We start from the raw sequence: 20,029 nt of genomic DNA on the forward strand, positions 1-20,029 counted from the left end.
TCTATACGCTCCACTTCTTGGTCGGCACTAGGACACCGAATGAATGCCTAACGGTCATCCGGTTCCAAGGCAAGTCACAATTTGACACTCCGCGCGAGCCTACGCAAACCGGATGCGGCCAAAATATACGGGCTGCATCCCCTAAATCCGGGGCCATTGGAGAAACGCCTCGGTGAACGTGGGCGGCTCGCCCACGTTCTCTACCAGGCGCAACAACCTTCGACGGCCGCTGATCCGCAGGGCCGGATGGTGACCCCTCGTGCCGATCAAGGTCGGCGCGATCCCGACTCGCATAAGTGCCGACGCCAACGTCGAATGGGTATCCGGTGCGTGGGGATCCAAACCCAACAGGTAGCCGTTCGGTTCCGCGGTGCCCGCGGCCAGCACCCAGGCGCGTAGCTCCCGGGGGCCCGGCAACCATCCGTCGGGCACGGTCTTGACCGCTCCGCGCGTCCAGTCCTGCGCCATGCGGGCCAGCCGGGCGTCGGCTTCGGTGCGCACCAACGGGGTCTTCTCGTCGGTGTGGGTGATCTCGGGCTTCAGGCCCGCCTCGGCGATCATCTCGGCCAGCGCCTCGGCCCGCCACAGCGCGTCGACGACGACGGACAGGCGGACTTTGGCATCCCCCGCCATCACCACCTGTCCCGGCGCGGCGAGCAACCCGGCCAGGTCGGCGACCGCAGGCGGCACCGACTCGGCCGAGAAGAAGGACAGCTGACTCACCCTGCCGACAGTAGGCCAGCCCAGACCAAAAGGCAGGGAGGCCGGGCGCGACTACCCGCGGATGCGAAACGCCCCCACTTCGTCGCTGACGATGCGGGGGCGTTCGGCGGAGTCTGTGAACCTCAGACGGCGCGGACGTTCAGAGCCTGCGGGCCCTTGGGGCCCTGCTCGATCTCGAAGTCGACCTTCTGATTCTCCTCAAGGGTGCGGAACCCATTGGACTGAATCTGCTTGTAGTGGACGAAGACGTCGCCTCCGCCGCCTTCCTGCTCAATGAAGCCGTAACCCTTCTCCGGGTTGAACCACTTCACAGTCCCCTGTGGCATTTGTCCTTCATTTCCTTCTGTTACTGCGGGTGCGGTCCACCGAGTCTTCCGGCGTACCGGGAACGCAGGCGACGTTCCCGGGTGCTGACACACGAACACAGAAGCTGCGACCAAGATCAGTCAACCATGTTCCACGCTGCCGCAACAGTCACACAACGAACTGTGGTTAACAATTCATCTTGTGACGCAGGGACAGTCGAACTTCGGCCGCACGCTGTTGTCGGCTGCGCTGGACGGCACCCCGGCCGGCGAACAGCCGCTGCGGCACGTCGCCGACCTGGCACCGCGCCAGGCGCGCCGAATGCCCTGGCCCACTTGGGTTGGTGCCGACGTGGCGCAGGTCTTCACCGATCGTGGTGTGGCACAGCCGTGGTCGCATCAGGTGGCCGCGGCCGAGCTGGCGCACGCCGGTCGGCATGTGGTGATCGCAACGGGTACGGCGTCCGGGAAATCCCTGGCCTACCAACTGCCGATCCTGCATGCGCTACAAACCGATGTGCACGCCCGCGCCCTGTACCTGTCCCCCACCAAGGCGCTGGGCCACGACCAGCTGCGGGCCGCGCAGTCGCTGTGCGCCACGATTCCCGGCCTCCTCAACACCGCACCGTCCGCCTACGACGGCGACAGCTCAACCGAGGCAAGACAATTCGCCCGGGAGCGGTCCCGGTGGATCTTCTCGAATCCCGACATGGTGCACCTGTCGCTGCTGCGCAACCATTCCCGGTGGGCGGTGTTCCTGCGGCAGCTGAAGTACGTGGTGATCGACGAATGCCACTACTACCGCGGCATTTTCGGGTCCAACGTGGCGATGGTGCTGCGCCGGCTGCTGCGCCTGTGCGACCGGTATGGGTCCGCGCCCACGGTGGTGTTCGCCAGCGCGACCACGGCCGCCCCGGCGCAGACGGCGTCCGAACTGCTCGGCCAGACCGTCACCGCCATCACCGAGGACGGGTCGCCGCACGGCGGCCGCACCGTCGCGCTGTGGGAGCCCGCGCTGCTCACCGACCTGATCGGCGAGAACGGCGCCCCGGTGCGACGCGCCGCGGGCACCGAGGCGTCGCGCGTGATGGCCGACCTGATCGCGGAAGGCGCCCGCACCCTGACGTTCGTCCGCTCGCGCATCGGCGCCGAGTTGACGGCGCTCGGCGCGCGGGCCCGGCTCGAGAACGTCGCACCCGACCTGGCGCCGCTGGTGGCGTCGTACCGCGCCGGGTATCTCGCCGAGGACCGCCGGGCGCTGGAACATGCTCTGACGGAAGGTGAATTGCGCGGCCTGGCGACCACGAACGCCCTGGAACTCGGCGTCGACATCGCCGGACTGGACGCGGTGGTGCTGGCCGGATTCCCCGGCACGGTGGCCTCGTTCTGGCAGCAGGCCGGCCGGGCCGGACGGCGCGGGCAGAGCGCGCTGATCGTGCTGATCGCGCGCGACGACCCCCTCGACACCTACCTCGTGCACCATCCCGCCGCCCTGCTCGACAAGCCCATCGAGCGGATCGTCATCGATCCCGCCAACCCCTACGTGCTGTCGCCGCAATTGTTGTGCGCGGCAACCGAACTACCCCTGACGCCGGCCGAGGTGCGGATGTGGGACGCCGAAGCGGTGGCCGAATCCCTGGTCGACGACGGCCTGCTGCGCAAGCGTCCCGCCGGCTACTTCCCGGCGCCCGGCGTGGATCCGCATCCCGCGGTGGACATCCGGGGCTCGTCCGGCGGGCAGATCGCCATCCTGGAGTCCGGCACCGGACGCATGCTTGGCAGCACCGGCGCCGGGCAGGCGCCGGCCTCGGTGCATCCCGGCGCCGTCCACCTGCACCAGGGCGAGACGTTCCTGGTGGACGCTCTCGATTTCGAGGCCGGCGTCGCGTTCGTGCACGCCGAGGATCCCGGGTACACCACGTCGGCCCGGGAGGTCACGGACATCAGCGTGCGCGGTACCGGTGAGATCCACCGGTTCGGGCCCGTCGCCATCGGTCTGGTCCCGGTGTCGGTGTCCAACACCGTGGTGGGCTTCCTGCGCCGGGCCATGGACGGCACCGTGCTCGATTTCGTCGACCTGGACATGCCCACGCGCACCCTGGACACCATGGCGGTCATGTGCACGATGACCCCGGAGATATTGCTGGACAAGGGGATTGATCCGCTGCGTGTGCCCGGTTCACTGCACGCCGCCGAGCATGCCGCGATAGGCCTGCTGCCGCTGGTGGCCAGTTGCGACCGGGGCGACATCGGCGGGGTGTCCACCGCGGCGGGGCCAGCTCCCGGCGACTTGTCCGGTCTGCCAACGATTTTCGTGTACGACGGCTATCCGGGCGGCGCCGGGTTCGCCGACCGCGGGTTCCGGCAGCTGTCCACCTGGTGGTCTGCCACCGCCGCGGCGATCGCAGCATGTGAGTGCCGTCACGGTTGCCCCTCCTGTGTGCAATCGCCCAAGTGCGGCAACGCGAACGATCCCCTGGACAAAGCCGGCGCTGTCCAGGTACTTCGCCTGGTAGTGGACACTTTGGCGGCCCACGGCAAGTAGGCGGCGGGCCGACACCGGGCAGAGCAAAGAGCGTCAAAACGGATAAACTACGACCATGACGGACGACTGGCTCCTCGTCGAGACCCTCGGCGCCGAACCTGCCGTCGTCGCGTTAGGGCAGCAAACCCAGGACATGGTTCCCATCAGCACTTTCCTGCGGCGCAACGCGAGTCTGATGGCCATCCAGTCGGCGATCGGGGAAACCGTCCGCGCGGGCCTGCCGCTGACGAGCATCACGCCCAAGAGCGACCGGGTGATCCGGACCGAAGTGGTGCAGATGACCGACGGCCGTATCCATGGCGTGCACGTCTGGGTCGGCGCTCCCGATGCCGACCCACCGGACCGGATGATCCCCGGCCCGCTGAAGTGGGATCTGACCAACGGCATCGCGACCGACACCATGGAGTCGCTGGCCAACAGCGGTCTCAACCCGGCGGCCGAGGCCACCCATGGCCGCGCGTTCGCCGACGATCTGCAGACCCGCAAGCTCAACCCGAACGAGGCGCGGGTCATCTCCGCCGTGATCAAGCCCGAACCCGGCCAAACCTTCACGAGCACTTGGGAAATGACCGATTTCCGGGGCCGGCCCATCAGCGTCGGGTTCGCCGCGCGCGTGCTGAACGAGCCTGACGAGGACGACCGGGATCGGCTGATCTGCCGCGCCATGAACTGGCGTGGCGTCCGCGACACGTCGGCGGCCAACCCGCTCGACCGAGCGCAGCAGATCGCGGGCGGCCCGGGCGTGCCCGGCGTGTACCGGGCCCTGGTGGACCTGAACACCTGGAAGCTCATCAAGTGGGTCGACGAGCCCTGCCCGCTCTTCGACTGGAGCGCCGACGCGACGTCCGAAACTGTGGTGCACCCCAACGAGATCGCCGAGATGGCCGTCATGACGGTCGAATTCGGCAGCGGACCGACGTCGCGGGTGCTCCGGTTGCGCGCCAACGACGGCGGGTGGGTGCCGATTCACGTCACCGCACACCGGCTCCAGGTCGCCGACGACAGCTTCGCCGGCCTGCTGTCCCTGCGGCTGCCGACCTACGGTGAGCTGGTGGCAGCCGGGGACCGGCTGAACGACGACCTACCCGAGTCCTGACCAGGACGAGTCCTATTCGGCGCCAGCCGGATTCGCCCCGTCGAACGGCAGCAGTCGCCGCGCTCCCGGACCTTCGGCGGCGAGCGTGTCGCCGGGGTTGATGACCAGGCAGTGGTTGAGCGAGATGCACCCGCACCCGATGCACTGGTCCATCTCCGACTGAAGGCGCTCCAACTCGAGCTGCCGCTCGCGCAATTGCGCCCGCCACCGCTTGTTCAGCCTGGTCCAGTCGCGCAGTGACGGCATCCGGTCGTCGGGCAGCGTCTGAAAGTGCTCGGCCACCTCGCTGAGCGGAATGCCGAGCCGCTTCGCCACCTGGATGACGGCGATACGACGCTCCAGGTGACGTGGGTACAGCCGCGTCCCGCCCGACGTGCGCTCGGGGTGGATCAGCCCTTTTCGCTCGTAGAAGTGCAACGCGGACGCGGAGACTCCCGTCCGCTTCACGATCTCCCCGATGGTCAGGAGGTCGGTCGGACCCATGCGCTTGATCTCAACCATAGTTGAGATTCTACGGTAGTGACATGGCAAGCGACACAACGACGGACCGGCCCGGGTGGGGTGATCTGTTCTTCTGCGTCCTCCTGACCGTGGTGACCACCGCGCTGCCGTCAGCCTGGCCCGGCGCGGGCCCGGCCGTGCGCGTTGCCGAGGTGCCAGCGACCGAACCGCACCGGCACCTCCACGTCGACCACCACATCCAGCCGCTGCACCGCGCAGTGACCAACCCGGCTGTCCATGGCTTCGGCAACGGCGACCGCCCGGCCACAGGATTGGCCGGGCCCGCCGGCCAGTGCGCCCGCGGCGGCGAGTGCGGCCAGATCGGCCGCTGACTGAGCGCGATGCCGACCGATCACCGCCGCGCCGACCGCGGCCGCCCCGGTCATGAGCCCGATCAGCACCACGATGAGCGCGACCGCGAACACCGTCGCCGAACCCCGCTCGTCACGCGCCAGGCTCGGGTGCCGCGACCGCCTCGGCCCCCACGGTGACACCGGGCAGCAGCGGTGCGGGAACGCGGACCCGCGCGACGATGCGCCCGCCGTCGCGTCGCACCTCGACCGAGGCGCCGTCGGGGCCGGTGCGCTGAGCCGTGGCGACGGCGGCACGGTCGTCGCCGCGCGCCGCGAGCCGGGCCGCTTCCCGGGCCGCGTCGATACAGCGCACCTGCGCCGAGACCGCGCCGAGCCCGCCGACACCGAGTACCGTGACCGCGATGAGTGCGGCAGCCGAGAACGCCGCCTCGACCGTGACGCCACCCCGGTCATCACTTGGTGGTGAGGGCACGGGCGATGATGTTGGTCAGAGCGCTGACGATCGAGTCCCCGGTGACCACCGTGTACAGGATGGCGCCGAACGCCGCGGCAGCGACGGTCCCGATGGCATATTCCACCGTCGACATGCCGCTCTCGTCGGTGAGCAGCATGGTCGCGCGGGCTTCGAGTGCGCGAAAGCTGTTCATCTTCATGGTTTTTCCTCCCCTTGTTGCGATCAGAACACCCCGGACCGGAACACATCACCGGCCAGACCTGCCACCACCGGCACGATGCCGAGACACACGAATGCCGGCAGATAACAGAGCCCCAGCGGACCGGCGATCAGCACGTTGGCCCGCTCGGCGGCCGCATCCGCCGCGTCACCGGCATCGGCCCTGGCCTGCTCGGCCAGTTCGGCGACGCCCTGCGCCATCGCGGCGCCCGACGACGCCGACCGCCGCGCCAGCCGCAGCAGTGCGATCACATGCGGGTCCGTGCCACGCGCCGGCTCTGCCCAGGCCGCCGCCGGACCGGCCCCCAGGGCCAGGAGTTCGGCCGCACGGCGCAGCACGCCGGCCAAACCGGCCGGCGCCGACGCCACCGCTGCCCCGGCCGCCGCACCGGTCGCCATGCCTGCCGAAAGGCAGGCCGCCAGCACGTCCAAGCTCGACGGCACCGCCAGTGGGTCGTCCAGCACCGTGGGCGGCGGGGACCGGTCGGGCACGCGGGGCCGGATTCGGTGCACCGCCGCGCCCGGGATCAGCAGAACCGCCACGGCAAGCAGCAAAATCGGCACCGCGCTCATCGCTGTGCCCGCGCGATGATCCGGTCCGACCACAGCAGCCCGAGGCAGCACAGCACCACGCCGACCGCCAGCACGGCCGCGCCGTCGCCGAGCAGGAAGCGCACGGGATGCGCACCGATCAACTGCCCCAACACAATTCCGAGCACGGGCAGCCCGGACAGGACGGCCGCCGTCGTCCGGGCGCCGGCCATGCCCGCCCGGATCCGCGATGAGAAGCGTTCGCGCGCGATGACATCTCGCTCGGCGGCGCGCATGAGCGGGGCGATCGCGAGCCCGTGGTCGAGCGCCAGTTGCCAGTAGACCGCGAGGCGGTGCCAATGGGCCGACAACGCCGATGATTCCGCGACGCCGCGCAGACCGGCCGAGACATCGGCCCCCAACCGTGCCCGTGCCGCGACCTCCCCCAATGCCACCGCGACGGGCCCGTCCACTTCATGGGCCGCGGCTTCGAACGCCGCGACCGGATGCGCCCCGGCGCGCAATTCGCCGACCAGGATGCCGAGCGCGCCCTGCAGGGTTTGCGCTTCCCGGGCGCGCTGCGCCGCGTGCCGCGAGCGCCGCCACCGGACGCCGGCGGTTCCGGCCACCGCCGCCCCGGTCAGCAGCACCGGCACCGGCAGCAGGACGAGTGCCACGACGGCGACGGCGGCCACCGCCGACCAGAGCAGCCGCGGTCCACCCTGAGAGCCGAATCCCACCAAGCGTTTTCGATGCCCGAGGCGACCGGCGCCGCCCGCCGGTGGCGCGACGAGCACGGCCAGCGCCAACAACAGCGCGGGACTCACGACCGGCCCCGCGACGCCAGTAGCTCGCTCAGCGCGGGCATGCCCGGGCCGGCGCCCCGGCCGAAGTGCCAGGCCGTCACGACCGTCACGGTCCCGTCCGGGGCGCGGCGCAGCACCGCGATCTCACTCAGGTGGCGACGCCCGTCGCGGTCCCGCGCGGTGTGCACCACCACCTGGCAAGCGGCCGACAGTTGCGAATGCAGCGCCGCCCGGTCCAACCCGCCGACGGCCGCCAGCGCCTCCATGCGGGCGGGTACCTCGGCGGGGCTGTTCGCATGTACCGTCCCGGCCCCGCCCTCGTGGCCCGTGTTGAGCGCGGCCAGCAGGTCGACGACTTCCGCACCGCGGACCTCACCGACCACGATGCGGTCGGGGCGCATCCGCAGCGCCTGCCGAACCAGGTCACGCACGGTCACCTCGCCGACGCCCTCGACGTTGGCGCCGCGCGCGACCAGCCGGACCAGGTGCGGATGGTGCGGTGCGAGCTCGGCGGCGTCTTCGACACAGACGATCCGCTCTGCGGGGTCGACGGCCCCGAGGAGCGCGGACAACATGGTGGTCTTTCCGGCGCCGGTTCCGCCGGATATCAGGAAGGCCAGCCGCGCCGCGACGATGTCGGCGATGAGCGGGACGGCGGGCGGCGCGATGGCCCCGGACTCGACGAGGCCGGCCAGGTCCTGTGTTGCGGGCCGCAATACCCGTAGCGAGAGGCAGGTGCCCGCGGCGGCGATCGGCGGCAGCACAGCATGCAACCGCACGGTCAAGCCGCCACCGATACCACCGAGGTGGCCGTCGACCCAGGGCTGCGAATCGTCGAGCCGGCGCCCGGCCGCCAGCGCGAGACGTTGCGCCAGGCGCTGCACGGCGTTCTCGTCCGGAAATCGGATCATGCTGCGGCGCAACCCGTTTCCGTCGTCGACCCACACCTCGTCGGGCGCACTGACCAAGACGTCGGTGGTCCCCGGTGCTCGCAGGAGCGGTTCCAGAATCCCGGCGCCGGTCAGTTCGGTCTGCAGCAGCCGCATGCCGGCCAGGACATCGCTGTCGGCGACGACACCGCCGGATTCGGCGCGGATGGCGGCCGCCACCGCGTTCGGATGGAGGGCACCGCTGGTCTGCGCGGCCAGGCGTTCCCGGACGCGGTCCACCAACGACGACGTCACGCCGCCTCCCCTGGCTGTTGGCGCAGCACCGTGAGGACGCGACGGGCGGCCACGGCCAGCGGTGACCGGCTCCGCAGACTGCGGCCGAGCCCGCCCCGCTCCAGGGCACCGTCGAGGTTGGTCTCCGCGCGCATGGCCGCCAACAGCGGCAATCCAAGAATCGTCGCCATCTCGGCGGCACGGAGCCCTCCGGGCGCCGGGCCCCGGACGACCAGACCGACATTCGGGTTGACCGCCGTCACCCAGTCGGCGACGACCCGGGTCGCCGCACAGGCGCGCAGCTCGGCCGGCGCCACCACGACCACCAGATCCGCTGCGGCCAGCACGGTCTCGGCCGCCGGTGACGACTGCCGCGGCACGTCGCAGACGACGGTCGCGCCGGCTCGGCTCCCGGCCTCGACGACGGCCGCGAGCGCCGTCGGCCGCAACTCGACGCCGGTACGGCCCGTCGACAGCACCGCCACGCCGCGCCGGCGCGGGAGCGCATCGCGCAGCGCCGGATAGCTCAGCCGTCCCCCGGCTGCCGCCAGGTCGGGCCAGCGCAGGCCGGCCTCGCACTCGGCGCCGAGCGCGAGATCGATGCCGCCGCCCCAAGCGTCGACATCGACGAGCAGGCACTCCCGGTCCGGTTCACCCGCGGCCTGCGCCAACGCGATCGCGAAGACGGATGCGCCGCCGCCACCACGTCCGCCGATCACCGCGACCACGGCGCCGCGGCGCCCGTCGGATTCGCCGGCCGCGGCCTCCGACAGGACGCCGACCAGGCCCGACTCCTGGCCGGGAAGGGTGATGACCTCCTGCGCACCGATCGCCATCGCGGCCTCGAAATCCCGGGTGCCCGGCGCATCGGTGGCGATCAGCACCACGGCGGGCCGTCGCGGCAGCCCGAGCTCGCGACAGCGCCAGGCCGCCGCGACGTCGAGTAGCACCGCCGCCGCACCGACCCACGCCTTCCGGCCGGAGGGCTCTGCCGCGTACACGACCCTGATGCCCGCCGCCGCGGCGATGCGCTCGATCTCGTCGCGCAGTCCCGCGTCGGCGATCAAGGCCAGTGCCCCGTTCGTTGTCATGCGTCAACCGTGATCCGCGGCAGGCCGCGGCACCAGAGCCCGCAGCAAGAATGTGGATAGATCGCAAACTGTGGACAACTTTATTGACGGAGTCGTGAGAATGTCATTCCGCAACTTTTCCGTGGATGCACCGCGACACTCGACGAACCAGGGTCACGACACCTACGCCACGCGGGGAAAACAGCAATCGGGCGCCGGCTGAAACGCGGCGAAGAGGCCATGCCTCGAGGAATTTGACCGACCCCGAAAAAGGGACGACCCCCGCCAGGGGGGGAGGAGGCGGAGGTCGTCGTGGATCAGCCCCGGGGGGTCGGGCTGATGCACACCCGGCGCTGGCCGGGTAATGCCCACTATACACACGTCAACAGGGCTGTGCGCAACTGTTGATTGTCTGTGAAAGGCGCGTGTCAGCACGTCAATCGCCGCGATGGTCGCCCCACGGGCGACCGACACGGCGACACCGCCGCCCACCCGGCACCCGCGTTCCGGAGCATATGCTGGGAGCCGTGACCGCATCCGAACCGGCCGCCCAGGCCGCGGCCGCGCCGCGTCAGGAGGCCGAGTCGAGCGCTCCGGTGCGCACCGCAGCCTTCTTCGATCTCGACAAAACGGTGATCGCCAAGTCCAGCACCCTCGCTTTTAGCAAACCTTTTTTCAACCAGGGACTCCTGAACCGGCAAGCCGTCCTCAAGTCCACCTACGCACAGTTTCTGTTCCTGATGTCCGGCGCCGACCACGATCAGATGGACCGCATGCGGTCCTACCTGACCAACATGTGCACCGGCTGGGACGTCGAACAGGTCAAGTCGATCGTCGCCGAGACGCTGCACGACATCGTCGACCCGCTGGTCTTCGCCGAGGCCGCCAACCTGATCGCCGACCACAAGCTGTGCGGCCGCGACGTCGTGGTGGTCTCGGCATCCGGCGAGGAGATCGTGGCGCCCATCGCCCGCGAACTCGGCGCCGATCATTCGATGGCCACGCGCATGGTGGTCGAGGACGGCAAGTACACCGGCGACGTCGACTTCTACTGCTTCGCCGAGGGCAAGGTCGAGGCGATCGAGGAACTCGCGGCCCGCGAGGGCTACGCGCTCGAGCACTGCTACGCCTACTCGGACTCCATCACCGATCTGCCGATGCTCGAGGCCGTCGGCCACCCGGCGGTCGTGAACCCGGATCGCGCCCTGCGCAAGGAGGCCGCCGCCCGCGGCTGGCCGGTTCTGACTTTCACCCGCCCGGTCTCGCTGCGGGACCGGCTGCCGGCGCCGTCGGGCGCCGCGGTGGCCACCACCCTGGCCGTCGGCGCCAGCGCCCTCGCGGCCGGCGCCGTGACGTACTCGCTGCTCCGTCGACTGAACTTCTGAAAGCTACTGACGAGTTGCTGAGGCCCCCTCAATAACAATCACAAATCGCCGGTGATTGACCCTTGATGTGACTGCGGTCACGTAGTACAAAGGAAGCACGGAAGCCCCCGAGGCCAAGACCGAACCGGAAGAGAAGGTTCGACCTCCCGAGGCGGGCATCCCAGCACGGAATACCGGCACCCACGCGGAGCACATACCGCGACAATGGTAAAAGCGTTGTGGGCCTGCGTAATTGCGAAGAGCGAACGGCTAAGAGGACCCCTTGGGTGGGGTTGTAGTCGCAGCGCATTGCAGGGACGCCGAGGCCACCCACACAACCCGACAAGCACGCTTGGTAACCGGGGTTCCGTGCTAGCGGGCGGCGAGCCGAGTCAGATGCCCTCTGACGACGGAGCGCCGCCCGCTTTTATGTGTCCGCGTTTGCTGGATAGGGCCTCAGACGGCCCGCTACTTGGCGGAAGCCTGCGCGATCGACAGCGCCTCACGCGCCCCGGCATGCAGGGCACGACTGCTGGAGATCAACCAGGCCGTCAGCCCGTCGGCCGTGCCTGACGCGAAGCCCCGTGCCGTGGCACGGTATTCGCCGACCTGACGCATCCAGTACATCTCGGGAACGCCGAGGCCGTGCGGATCGAGTCCACTGGACATGGTGATCAATCGGGACACCGCGCGCGCCACCACACCGTCGGCCACTCCGAATGGAGCCAGGCTCAGTAGTTCGCCATGAGCGACGGCCGCGAGCACCGTCGCGGGCACCCGGCTCCCACCGCTCACGATCTCGCCCAGCAGCTCGAGCCGCCGACCCACGTCCAGATCGTCGGTGCGGGGCCGGCCGAGCTGGTCCGGATCCGTCAGATCCGCGGCCGCCAGCGAGTGCAGACGGGCGATCGCCTGCAGCGGCGCGCGCTGCCAGACGCCGACGAGCGCGGTCGAGCCGCCTTCGAGCGCCTCGGCCACCCGCAGCGCGCCGGCGAGCACCGCGTCGGCGCGCTCACCTTTCGCCGGGGCCTCGCCGTCCTTACTGAAACTCAGGGATCCGCCGTCCAGCACCGAGGACGCCCGCGCGGCCCGCATCGATGCCTCGGCCGCGGTGGCCGGCCAACCGCGCAGATTCACCTTGTGCCGGTGGGCCCGGCCGAGCGCTTCACGCGCCTCGTCTCCGGCCTCGGCCACGCCGGGCAGTTCGGCCAGGGGAGCCAGCGGGTCAGGTGCAGCCACGTCCGCACACGGTAATGCCACCGGGTGGTCACCTCCAACGTCACGGTGGCGAGCCACCTCCAACGTCACGGTGGCGAGCCACCTCCAACGTCATTGCAACCTGCCAGTGACTACGCTCACAACCATGACACAAGACACCGCTGTGCCACAGGCTTACCCGCCGCCTGCCGAGTTCGCCGCGCAGGCCAATGCCACTGCCGCGCTGTATCAAGAGGCCGACGCCGATCGCCTGGATTTCTGGCGCCGCCAGGGTGAGCGGTTGTCGTGGGCGACCCCGTTCACCGAGGTGCTCGACTGGTCCAACGCACCCTTCGCCAAGTGGTTCGGCGACGGCAAGCTCAACGTCGCCTACAACTGCGTCGACCGCCATGTCGAGGCCGGCAACGGCGACCGTGTCGCGATCCACTGGGAAGGCGAGCCCGTCGGCGACGCCCGCGACATCACCTACGCCCAGCTCAAGGACGAGGTCAGCAAGGCCGCCAATGCCCTGACCGCCCTGGGTCTGAACGCCGGCGACCGCGTCGCCATCTACATGCCGATGGTGCCCGAGGCCATCGTCGCGATGCTGGCCTGCGCCCGCCTCGGTGTCATGCACTCGGTCGTTTTCGCCGGTTTCTCGGCCACCGCGCTGGCCGCACGCGTCGAGGACGCCCAGGCCAAGCTCGTCATCACCACCGACGGGCAGTACCGCCGCGGCCAGGCGGCCTCACTCAAGTCCGCGGTCGACGAAGCCGTCACCGGCCAGCCGAGCGTCGAGCACGTCCTGGTGGTCAAGCGCACCGGCATCGACGTCGACTGGACCGAAGGCCGCGACGTCTGGTGGCACGAGATCGTCGACGCACAGTCCACCGAGCACGCCCCCGCGGCATTCGACGCCGAGCAGCCGCTGTTCCTGCTCTACACCTCCGGCACCACCGGCAAGCCCAAGGGCATCGTGCACACCAGCGGCGGCTACCTGACCCAGGCGTCCTACAGCCACCACAACGTCTTCGACATCAAGTCCGACGACGTCTACTGGTGCACCGCCGACATCGGCTGGGTCACCGGACACACCTACATCGTCTACGGCCCGCTCTCCAACGGCGTCACGCAGGTCGTCTACGAAGGCACCCCCACCTCACCGAACGAGCACCGGCACTTCGACATCATCGAAAAGTACGGCGTCACCATCTATTACACGGCGCCCACGCTCATCCGCACCTTCATGAAGCTGGGCCACCAGATTCCCGCGGCGCACAACCTGTCCAGCCTGCGGGTGCTCGGCTCGGTCGGCGAGCCCATCAACCCCGAGGCCTGGCGCTGGTACCGCGAACACATCGGCGCGGGCACGACACCCATCGTGGACACCTGGTGGCAGACCGAGACCGGCGCCATCATGATCTCGCCGCTGCCCGGCGTCACCGCCGCCAAGCCCGGCTCGGCCATGACGCCGCTGCCCGGCATCAGCGCCAAGATCGTCGACGACGACGGCAACGAACTGGTCCCCGGCGCCGACGAAGAAGAACACGTCACCGGCTACCTCGTGCTCGACAAGCCGTGGCCGTCGATGCTGCGCGGCATCTGGGGCGACGACGAACGCTTCAAGGACACCTACTGGTCCCGTTTCGCCGAGCAGGGCTGGTACTTCGCCGGTGATGGCGCCCGCTACGACGCCGACGGCAACATCTGGGTCCTGGGCCGCATCGACGACGTCATGAACATCTCCGGCCACCGCATCTCGACCGCCGAGGTCGAATCCGCCCTCGTCGGGCACTCCGGTGTGGCCGAAGCCGCCGTCGTCGGCGCCACCGACGCCACCACCGGCCAGGCCATCTGCGCGTTCGTCATCCTCAAGGCCTCCGCGCACGGCGGCTCGGAGAACATCGTCGAAGAACTGCGGGCCCAGGTCGCCACCGAGATCTCCCCCATCGCCAAGCCGCGCGAGATCCACATCGTGCCCGAGCTGCCCAAGACGCGTAGCGGCAAGATCATGCGCCGCCTGCTGCGCGACGTCGCCGAGGGCCGCGACCTCGGGGACACCTCCACCCTCGTCGACCCCAGCGTCTTCGAGGCCATCCGCGCCAGCAAGTAGGGCAGACGAGCAGGGCCAGGCCGGCTCAGGCGATGGGCACGTAACCCGCGCCGGGCCGGCTCTTGGCGTCGAGATCGGCGATCACCGCGTTGATCGACACCGTCACGGCCGGGGTGTGCAGCGGCACGTACTTGACGACGCACGTCGGCAGGTCGTCGCTGAACGCGCCGTGGATCATGCCGACCAGTTTGTTGTTGACGGTCACCGGCGCGCCCGAATCGCCCGGCTGGCCACACACCTGGTCCACGATGGTGCCCGGGTCCTGCCCGGGACCCCAGGTGACACCGCAGGTGTAGCCGGTGGTGCGGCCCAGCTTGCACGCCACCTGGCCGAAGGCCGGGTCCGGGCCGATGCCGTCGATCTGGAAGCCGTTGACGTTGTTGAGGGGCTGCACCTTGGCCGGGTCGAACTCGATGACGGCGTAGTCCAGCGGCTGGCTGCCGGCCACCATGACGCCCAGCGTGCCCCGGTTCTCGGCGCCCTCGGCCGCCACCTCGTGGCCGGGACCGCCGCAGTGCGCCGACGTGAAGCCGACGAGCTTGCCGCGGTTGTCATGCCCGATGGTGGTCAGGGTGCAGAACGTGTCACCGTCGACGACGACGCCGGAGCCACCGCCCAGCGGCACCGGTGCGTCCGCGTGGGCCGGCACCCCGACCGACGTGATGACCAGAGCAATGGCCATCCCACACATCGAAGCAAACCCGGGTGCCGAACGCATCGGGGCAGTGTATCGCTGGGCCGGATCGTTAAGCGGCGCCCCACGTGGCAACATATGCCAGGACTACACCGACGCCGGGAGGACGTGTTCGTGAGCAATGGCGATCGCAAGAATGGCCCCGTTCCAGCCACGGTGACCTCGATCCCGCTGGTGGATCCGCATGCGCCCAAGGCCGATCCGTCGATCGGCGATCTGGTCAAGGAAGCCACCGCGCAGATGTCGACGCTGGTGCGCGCCGAGGTCGAGCTGGCGCGCGCCGAGATCACCGCCGACGTGAAGAAGGGCCTGACCGGCAGCGTCCTGTTCATCGCCGCCCTCGTCGTGCTCTTCTATTCGACGTTCTTCTTTTTCTTCTTCCTCGGTTCGCTGCTGGAGCTGTGGCTGCCGGCCTGGGCGTCGTACCTCATCGTCTTCGCGCTGATGGTGCTGACGACCGGTGCGCTCGCCTTCCTGGGCTTCCTCAAGGTCCGCAAGATCCGCGGCCCGCGGGACACCATCGCCACGGTCAAGGAGGCCAAGGTGGCGCTGACACCAGGCCACGACAAGCCGTCGAGCCAAGCCTCCATTCGCACGGCTTCTAGCGACACCTCAGGCTGGTAGTGCCGCCACCTGATCCGTCGGTCGTCCGGATCGACGGTCCGTGGCGACACCTCCAGGTGCACGCGAACGGGATCCGCTTCCACGTCGTGGAGGCCGAGGGCTCGGAGCCCGAAGACCGGAACGCGGACGGTTCCTCCAACGCCGAGCGTCCCCTGGTGATCCTGCTGCACGGGTTCGCCTCTTTCTGGTACTCGTGGCGGCATCAGCTGCGCGACCTGCGCGGCGCCCGTGTGGTCGCGGTCGACCTGCGCGGCTACGGCGGCAGCGACAAACCACCGACCGGCTACGACGGCTGGACGCTGGCCGGCGACACCGCGGGCCTGGTGCGCGCGCTGGGACACAACTCCGCCGTACTGGTGGGGCACGCCGACGGCGGCCTGGTCTGCTGGGCGACGGCGATGCTGCATCCGCGGGTGGTCCGGGGTATCGCGCTGGTCAGTTCACCGCATCCGGTGGCGCTGCGGTCCTCGACGCTGACCGACAAGGGCCAGCGCGCGGCCCTGCTGCCGGCGATGCTGCGCAACCAGGTGCCGTGGTGGCCCGAGCATGTCCTGACCCGCCGCGGCGGTGTCGCCGTCGAGCAGCTGGTCCGCAGCCGGGCCGGCGCCGCCTGGCCGGCGACGGCCGATTTCGCCCAGACGGCCGCGCACCTGCGCACCGCGATCCAGATTCCGTCGGCCGCGCATTCGGCGCTCGAGTATCAGCGGTGGGCGGCGCGCAGTCAGGTCCGCGGTGAAGGCCGGCGCTTCATGCGCGCGATGAAACAGCGCACCGCGGTGCCGGTCCTGCACCTGCACGGCACTGCCGATCCGTACGTGCTCGACGACCCGGTCCGCCGGACCCAGCGCTACGCCCCGCAGACCCGCTTCGTGTCCATCCCCGGCGCAGGGCATTTCGCGCACGAGGAGCAGCCGTCGACCGTCACCTCGGAGCTGTCGACGTTCCTGCACCAGCTACCCGGCTGAGATGCACTTCCCGGTCGGCACCGCTTCGGAGTTGTCGACCTTGGCCATCTGCTTGGCCACCTCGTCGGCGGTGAGGACGAAGCCCGTGTCGGCGTCGTCGACCGCGGCGCCGAACACGACACCGAGCACCTTGCCACTGCCGTCGATCAACGGCCCACCCGAATTGCCTTGGCGGACATTGCCTCTGATCGTGTAGACCTCACGCGTGACGGTCGTGGAGTGGTAGATGTCCGGGCCGTTGAGCTTGATGACCTCGCGGATGCGCGCCGGGGTCGCGGCGAACTCACCGCCACCCGGGTAACCCATGACGACCGCGCCGGTCCCGGTCTGCGCCTCCTGCATGTCGAACTTCAGGGGCGCCGCGGGCAGGTCGGGGGCGTCGAGAATCGAGATGTCGGCCTCGGGGTCGTACGACACGACCTTGGCGTCGTAGCTCTTGTCGTCGACCTGGACGGTGACGCTGTTGGAGCCCGCCACCACGTGGGCGTTGGACATCACCCGGCCGGGCGCCACCACGAAGCCGGTGCCCTCGAGCACCTTCTGGCAGCTCTGCGCGACACCGCGGATCTTCACGACGCTGCCCTTGGCGGCAGCCACCGCCGGATCGGCGACGAGCGCGGGGTCAGGTGCCGAGACGCTGACGATCGGGGTGCGGCCGAACGGCTGCAGCACCGACGGCAGGCCCGAGGTGTTCAGCAGTGCCGAGAGCCGCGTGGGCACCCGCTTGAGCCAGGCCGGCGCGAGGTCGTTGACCTCAGACAGCACGCGCGAACCGTTCACCGCCGCAGCCAGGTTCGGCTGATCGGACGACGTCAGCGGCGTGGCCAGCAGCCAGGCGGCGACCAATACCGCGACCAGTTGCAGGGCCATGCCGACGACCGAGTCGAAGCCGCGCACCACTTCGTTGCGCATGGCGCCACGGACGGCGCGGCCCAGCACCACACCGGCGATCTCGCCGACCACGACCAGGCCCAGGATCAGGAACAGGGCGATGAAGAGCTTGCTGCGGGCGCCGTCGACGTGCGCCACCACATGCGGCGCCAGCAGGACACCGGCCACAGCGCCGAGCACCACACCGAGAAAAGACAGCAGCGAGCCCAACGCCCCGGACCGCCAGCCCGAGACGGCGGCGACGAAGGCGACGGACAGAACGGCCAGATCCAGCCATTGTGAAGGTGTCATGGTTGATCCACACGGTAGCCGCTGGACTCGCCCAGCAGCGCCATTGCCGCGTCCAGTTCCTCGACGACGTCGGTGTCCCAAGGCTTGGCCCAGCCTGCGACGTCGAGCATCGCGGAGATCACCTGAGCGGTGAAGCCCCACACCAGCATCTGGTTGAGCAGAAAGGCCGGGCCGGCGAACCGCCGCGTGTTCTCTTTGCGGTACACCATCAACCGGTTCTCGGGATTGACGAAGGCGCGCACCGGAACCCGCGCGACGATCGCGGTCTCGGCCGGATCGACAGCGCGGACGTGGCCCGGGTCGGGCGAGTACGCGAGCACCGGGACGACGTGAAAACCCGAGGGCGGGATGAACATTCGGTCCAGCTCCGCCAGTATGTGCAGCCGCGAGGGATCGATGCCGGTCTCCTCGTTCGCCTCCCGCAGGGCGGTGCCGATCGGACCGTCGTCCCCCGGATCGGATGCGCCGCCGGGGAACGCCGCCTGCCCGGCGTGGTGCCGCAACGTCGACGCGCGGACGGTGACCAGCAGGTCGGCGTCGGGCGGCAGGGCACCGGCCGGGGCGTCGGGCGCGCCCGAGAACAACACCAGGACGGCGGCGTCGCGTTTGGTGCCGGTCAGCGTCGCGGTGGCGCCGGCGGCGGTGATGGCCGCCAGCACGCTCTTCGGCACCCGTCGCCGGTAGGCCTGCGGCAGGTCCTGTGCGTTGTCGACCAGGGGTTGCAGCCAGGCCGGGGCGGCCTGCGGGTTCAGCACGGTCACCCCGACACTCCTAACTGTGGGTTCACTGCACTGGCGATCTCATCGGCGCTGGTGAACGGCCGGGGCAGGACCTGAGCAACGCTACCGTCCGGGCGCAGCAGCACCGTCGCAGGCATGACGTTGGGCACGCGCAGCGCGGCCGCGATCAGACGCCGGCCGTCCTGCAGCATCGGCAGCTTGACGCCGAGGTCGGCCAGCCGCAGCAGCCCGGCGGTCTCGTTCTCGTCCTGGTGCACCGTCACCACGGTCACCCGGGTGCCCATGCGGCGCTGATACTCGGCGAGTGCGGGCAGTTCGTCGGCGCAGGGACCGCACCAGTAGGCCCACAGGTTCAGCACCACGGCCCGGCCGGCGACGGCCTTCGCGACGTCGACGGGCGTGCCGTCGGCCGCACAGTCGACCGTGATGCCCTGCAGGACTTGTGGTCCGGGGCCACCCTGCGGCGCCGGACAGGGCGGCAGGGCCGCCTTGGCCCGGGGCGCGGCCAGCGCGGCCGGGGTGTCGGCGTCACGATGGGCCCGGGCCTGGCCGGCCGGCTGGCCCGACGGCCCCGGACCCGACGGCTGCTCACCGAGCTGCCGCCACAGCGCCACCCCCAGCACGACGAAGACGGCCAGAACCACAACGGTCCAGCGGGCAGACCGACTCACTCGGTGATCCCGGCCAGCGCCAGCAGGTGCTCGGTCTCGGGTCCTCTGACCAGTGCCGCGGCGGTCGCCAGATCCGTCGGCCCGAGGCCGTAGGACGGGCAGTCGCGGGCCAGCACGCACACGCCGCAGGCCGGGGTCCGGGAATGGCAGACGCGGCGGCCGTGGAAGATCACGCGGTGCGACAGCAGGGTCCACTCCTTGCGCGGGATCAGTTCGCCGACGGCGTGTTCCACCTTGACCGGGTCTTCCTCGGCGGTCCAGCGCCAGCGTCGCACCAGCCGGCCGAAGTGGGTGTCCACCGTGATGCCCGGGATGTCGAAGGCGTTGCCCAGGATGACGTTGGCGGTCTTGCGGCCCACGCCGGGCAGTGTGACCAGCTCGTCCAGGGTGTCCGGCACCTCGCCGTCGAAGCGGGTGACCAGCTCCTGGCCCAGTCCGATGATCGACGTCGCCTTGTTGCGGTAGAAGCCGGTGGGCCGGATCAGCTCCTCGAGTTCGGTCCGGTTGGCCTGCGCATAGTCCAGCGCCGTCGGGTATTTGGCGAACAGCGCGGGCGTCGTGAGGTTCACCCTCTTGTCCGTGCACTGCGCCGACAGGATGGTGGCCACCGCCAACTCGAGCGGGTTGGTGAAATCCAGCTCGCAGTAGACGTGCGGGAACGCCTGCGCGAGTTCACGATTCATTCGCCGAGCGCGCCGCACCAGACCCAGGTGGGTTTCGTTGTCGAATTTTGCGGTGGATCGTCGCGCAGG

Annotated in this window: 22 protein-coding genes; 6 read left to right on the forward strand and 16 right to left on the reverse strand. The window is 69.9% G+C overall.

What is annotated here, in order from left to right; all coding sequences use genetic code 11:
* Positions 1-141: 141 nt before the first annotated feature.
* Positions 142-723 carry a hypothetical protein gene (locus BR47_RS0106655; RefSeq protein WP_029118985.1) on the reverse strand — a complete coding sequence of 194 codons (582 nt, stop codon included), beginning with the start codon at positions 721-723 and terminating at the stop codon, positions 142-144.
* 122 nt (positions 724-845) lie between these two features.
* Positions 846-1,049, reverse strand: coding sequence for a cold-shock protein (locus tag BR47_RS0106660; protein ID WP_029118986.1), 204 nt, complete (start codon positions 1,047-1,049; stop codon positions 846-848).
* Between the two features lie 181 nt (positions 1,050-1,230).
* Here BR47_RS0106660 and BR47_RS0106665 point away from each other — a divergent pair, with 181 nt between their 5' ends.
* Positions 1,231-3,573 carry a DEAD/DEAH box helicase gene (locus tag BR47_RS0106665; protein WP_029118987.1) on the forward strand — a complete coding sequence of 781 codons (2,343 nt, stop codon included), beginning with the start codon at positions 1,231-1,233 and terminating at the stop codon, positions 3,571-3,573.
* A gap of 55 nt (positions 3,574-3,628) precedes the next feature.
* Entirely contained in the window at positions 3,629-4,669 is a 1,041-nt protein-coding gene (locus tag BR47_RS0106670; RefSeq protein ID WP_029118988.1) for a PAS domain-containing protein, read from the forward strand.
* A 12-nt stretch (positions 4,670-4,681) separates the two neighbouring features.
* Here BR47_RS0106670 and soxR read toward each other — a convergent pair whose 3' ends face one another.
* From soxR to ssd, 8 genes are all read right to left on the reverse strand, one after another.
* A complete protein-coding gene (gene soxR, locus BR47_RS0106675; RefSeq protein ID WP_020100963.1) occupies positions 4,682-5,170 on the reverse strand; it encodes a redox-sensitive transcriptional activator SoxR in 489 nt (162 codons plus the stop codon).
* Between the two features lie 110 nt (positions 5,171-5,280).
* Positions 5,281-5,664 carry an Rv3654c family TadE-like protein gene (locus BR47_RS0106680; protein WP_353582937.1) on the reverse strand — a complete coding sequence of 128 codons (384 nt, stop codon included), beginning with the start codon at positions 5,662-5,664 and terminating at the stop codon, positions 5,281-5,283.
* Complete coding sequence (locus BR47_RS0106685) at positions 5,615-5,956, reverse strand: TadE family type IV pilus minor pilin (RefSeq protein ID WP_029118990.1); 342 nt, start codon at positions 5,954-5,956, stop codon at positions 5,615-5,617. The genes BR47_RS0106680 and BR47_RS0106685 overlap by 50 nt, the downstream gene beginning before the upstream one ends.
* Positions 5,937-6,137 (reverse strand): DUF4244 domain-containing protein, encoded by a 201-nt coding sequence (locus BR47_RS0106690; RefSeq protein WP_029118991.1) that lies wholly within the window; start codon positions 6,135-6,137, stop codon positions 5,937-5,939. Before BR47_RS0106690 ends, BR47_RS0106685 begins: the two co-directional genes overlap by 20 nt.
* Before the next feature lie 23 nt (positions 6,138-6,160).
* A complete protein-coding gene (locus BR47_RS0106695) occupies positions 6,161-6,730 on the reverse strand; it encodes a type II secretion system F family protein (protein ID WP_197035045.1) in 570 nt (189 codons plus the stop codon).
* The gene (locus tag BR47_RS0106700; RefSeq protein WP_029118993.1) at positions 6,727-7,515 is read right to left on the reverse strand and encodes a type II secretion system F family protein; all 789 of its coding nucleotides are present in this window, start codon (positions 7,513-7,515) and stop codon (positions 6,727-6,729) included. Before BR47_RS0106700 ends, BR47_RS0106695 begins: the two co-directional genes overlap by 4 nt.
* On the reverse strand, positions 7,512-8,678 hold the full coding sequence (locus BR47_RS0106705) for a TadA family conjugal transfer-associated ATPase (protein WP_029118994.1): 1,167 nt from the start codon (positions 8,676-8,678) through the stop codon (positions 7,512-7,514). The genes BR47_RS0106700 and BR47_RS0106705 overlap by 4 nt, the downstream gene beginning before the upstream one ends.
* Positions 8,675-9,748 (reverse strand): septum site-determining protein Ssd, encoded by a 1,074-nt coding sequence (gene ssd, locus BR47_RS0106710; RefSeq protein ID WP_029118995.1) that lies wholly within the window; start codon positions 9,746-9,748, stop codon positions 8,675-8,677. Before ssd ends, BR47_RS0106705 begins: the two co-directional genes overlap by 4 nt.
* A 506-nt stretch (positions 9,749-10,254) precedes the next feature.
* Between ssd and BR47_RS0106715 the strand changes: the two genes are divergently transcribed.
* Entirely contained in the window at positions 10,255-11,112 is an 858-nt protein-coding gene (locus BR47_RS0106715; protein WP_225433701.1) for an HAD-IB family hydrolase, read from the forward strand.
* 447 nt (positions 11,113-11,559) lie between these two features.
* On the opposite strand, the gene BR47_RS0106720 is transcribed toward BR47_RS0106715, so the two are convergent.
* Positions 11,560-12,330, reverse strand: a complete 771-nt coding sequence (locus BR47_RS0106720) for a Fic family protein (RefSeq protein ID WP_029118996.1) — start codon at positions 12,328-12,330, stop codon at positions 11,560-11,562.
* 124 nt (positions 12,331-12,454) lie between these two features.
* On the opposite strand from BR47_RS0106720, the gene acs reads away from it, so the two are divergent.
* Entirely contained in the window at positions 12,455-14,401 is a 1,947-nt protein-coding gene (acs, locus tag BR47_RS0106725; protein ID WP_029118997.1) for an acetate--CoA ligase, read from the forward strand.
* 25 nt (positions 14,402-14,426) lie between these two features.
* On the opposite strand, the gene BR47_RS0106730 is transcribed toward acs, so the two are convergent.
* Entirely contained in the window at positions 14,427-15,092 is a 666-nt protein-coding gene (locus tag BR47_RS0106730) for a chymotrypsin family serine protease (protein WP_502685818.1), read from the reverse strand.
* 117 nt (positions 15,093-15,209) lie between these two features.
* On the opposite strand from BR47_RS0106730, the gene BR47_RS0106735 reads away from it, so the two are divergent.
* Both BR47_RS0106735 and BR47_RS0106740 read left to right on the forward strand, forming a co-directional pair.
* Positions 15,210-15,719, forward strand: a complete 510-nt coding sequence (locus BR47_RS0106735) for a phage holin family protein (RefSeq protein ID WP_029105113.1) — start codon at positions 15,210-15,212, stop codon at positions 15,717-15,719.
* Entirely contained in the window at positions 15,719-16,684 is a 966-nt protein-coding gene (locus tag BR47_RS0106740) for an alpha/beta fold hydrolase (protein ID WP_029118999.1), read from the forward strand. Before BR47_RS0106735 ends, BR47_RS0106740 begins: the two co-directional genes overlap by 1 nt.
* Here the strand turns inward: BR47_RS0106740 and marP are convergent.
* The 4 genes from marP to nth are packed head-to-tail and all read right to left on the reverse strand — an operon-like array spanning position 16,673 to position 19,960.
* On the reverse strand, positions 16,673-17,866 hold the full coding sequence (gene marP, locus BR47_RS0106745) for an acid resistance serine protease MarP (protein ID WP_020100977.1): 1,194 nt from the start codon (positions 17,864-17,866) through the stop codon (positions 16,673-16,675). The genes BR47_RS0106740 and marP overlap by 12 nt on opposite strands.
* Positions 17,863-18,627, reverse strand: a complete 765-nt coding sequence (locus BR47_RS0106750) for an NUDIX hydrolase (protein WP_029119000.1) — start codon at positions 18,625-18,627, stop codon at positions 17,863-17,865. The genes marP and BR47_RS0106750 overlap by 4 nt, the downstream gene beginning before the upstream one ends.
* Complete coding sequence (locus tag BR47_RS0106755) at positions 18,624-19,277, reverse strand: TlpA family protein disulfide reductase (RefSeq protein ID WP_029105114.1); 654 nt, start codon at positions 19,275-19,277, stop codon at positions 18,624-18,626. The genes BR47_RS0106750 and BR47_RS0106755 overlap by 4 nt, the downstream gene beginning before the upstream one ends.
* Complete coding sequence (nth, locus tag BR47_RS0106760) at positions 19,274-19,960, reverse strand: endonuclease III (protein ID WP_029119001.1); 687 nt, start codon at positions 19,958-19,960, stop codon at positions 19,274-19,276. The genes BR47_RS0106755 and nth overlap by 4 nt, the downstream gene beginning before the upstream one ends.
* Positions 19,961-20,029 lie beyond the last annotated feature (69 nt).

The sequence above is a fragment of the Mycobacterium sp. UNC410CL29Cvi84 genome (genome assembly GCF_000686745.1).
In the GTDB taxonomy this organism is placed as follows: Bacteria; Actinomycetota; Actinomycetes; order Mycobacteriales; family Mycobacteriaceae; genus Mycobacterium; species Mycobacterium mucogenicum_B.

Excerpts from the sequence above, each read along its gene's own strand:
- ssd (WP_029118995.1), bottom strand. The coding sequence starts at position 9,748 with ATGACAACGAACGGGGCACTGGCCTTGATCGCCGACGCGGGACTGCGC.
- nth (WP_029119001.1), bottom strand. The coding sequence starts at position 19,960 with ATGAATCGTGAACTCGCGCAGGCGTTCCCGCACGTCTACTGCGAGCTG.
- soxR (WP_020100963.1), bottom strand. The coding sequence starts at position 5,170 with ATGGTTGAGATCAAGCGCATGGGTCCGACCGACCTCCTGACCATCGGG.
- BR47_RS0106660 (WP_029118986.1), bottom strand. The coding sequence starts at position 1,049 with ATGCCACAGGGGACTGTGAAGTGGTTCAACCCGGAGAAGGGTTACGGC.
- BR47_RS0106690 (WP_029118991.1), bottom strand. The coding sequence starts at position 6,137 with ATGAAGATGAACAGCTTTCGCGCACTCGAAGCCCGCGCGACCATGCTG.
- BR47_RS0106730 (WP_502685818.1), bottom strand. The coding sequence starts at position 15,092 with ATGTGTGGGATGGCCATTGCTCTGGTCATCACGTCGGTCGGGGTGCCG.
- BR47_RS0106670 (WP_029118988.1), top strand. The coding sequence starts at position 3,629 with ATGACGGACGACTGGCTCCTCGTCGAGACCCTCGGCGCCGAACCTGCC.
- acs (WP_029118997.1), top strand. The coding sequence starts at position 12,455 with ATGACACAAGACACCGCTGTGCCACAGGCTTACCCGCCGCCTGCCGAG.
- marP (WP_020100977.1), bottom strand. The coding sequence starts at position 17,866 with ATGACACCTTCACAATGGCTGGATCTGGCCGTTCTGTCCGTCGCCTTC.
- BR47_RS0106695 (WP_197035045.1), bottom strand. The coding sequence starts at position 6,730 with ATGAGCGCGGTGCCGATTTTGCTGCTTGCCGTGGCGGTTCTGCTGATC.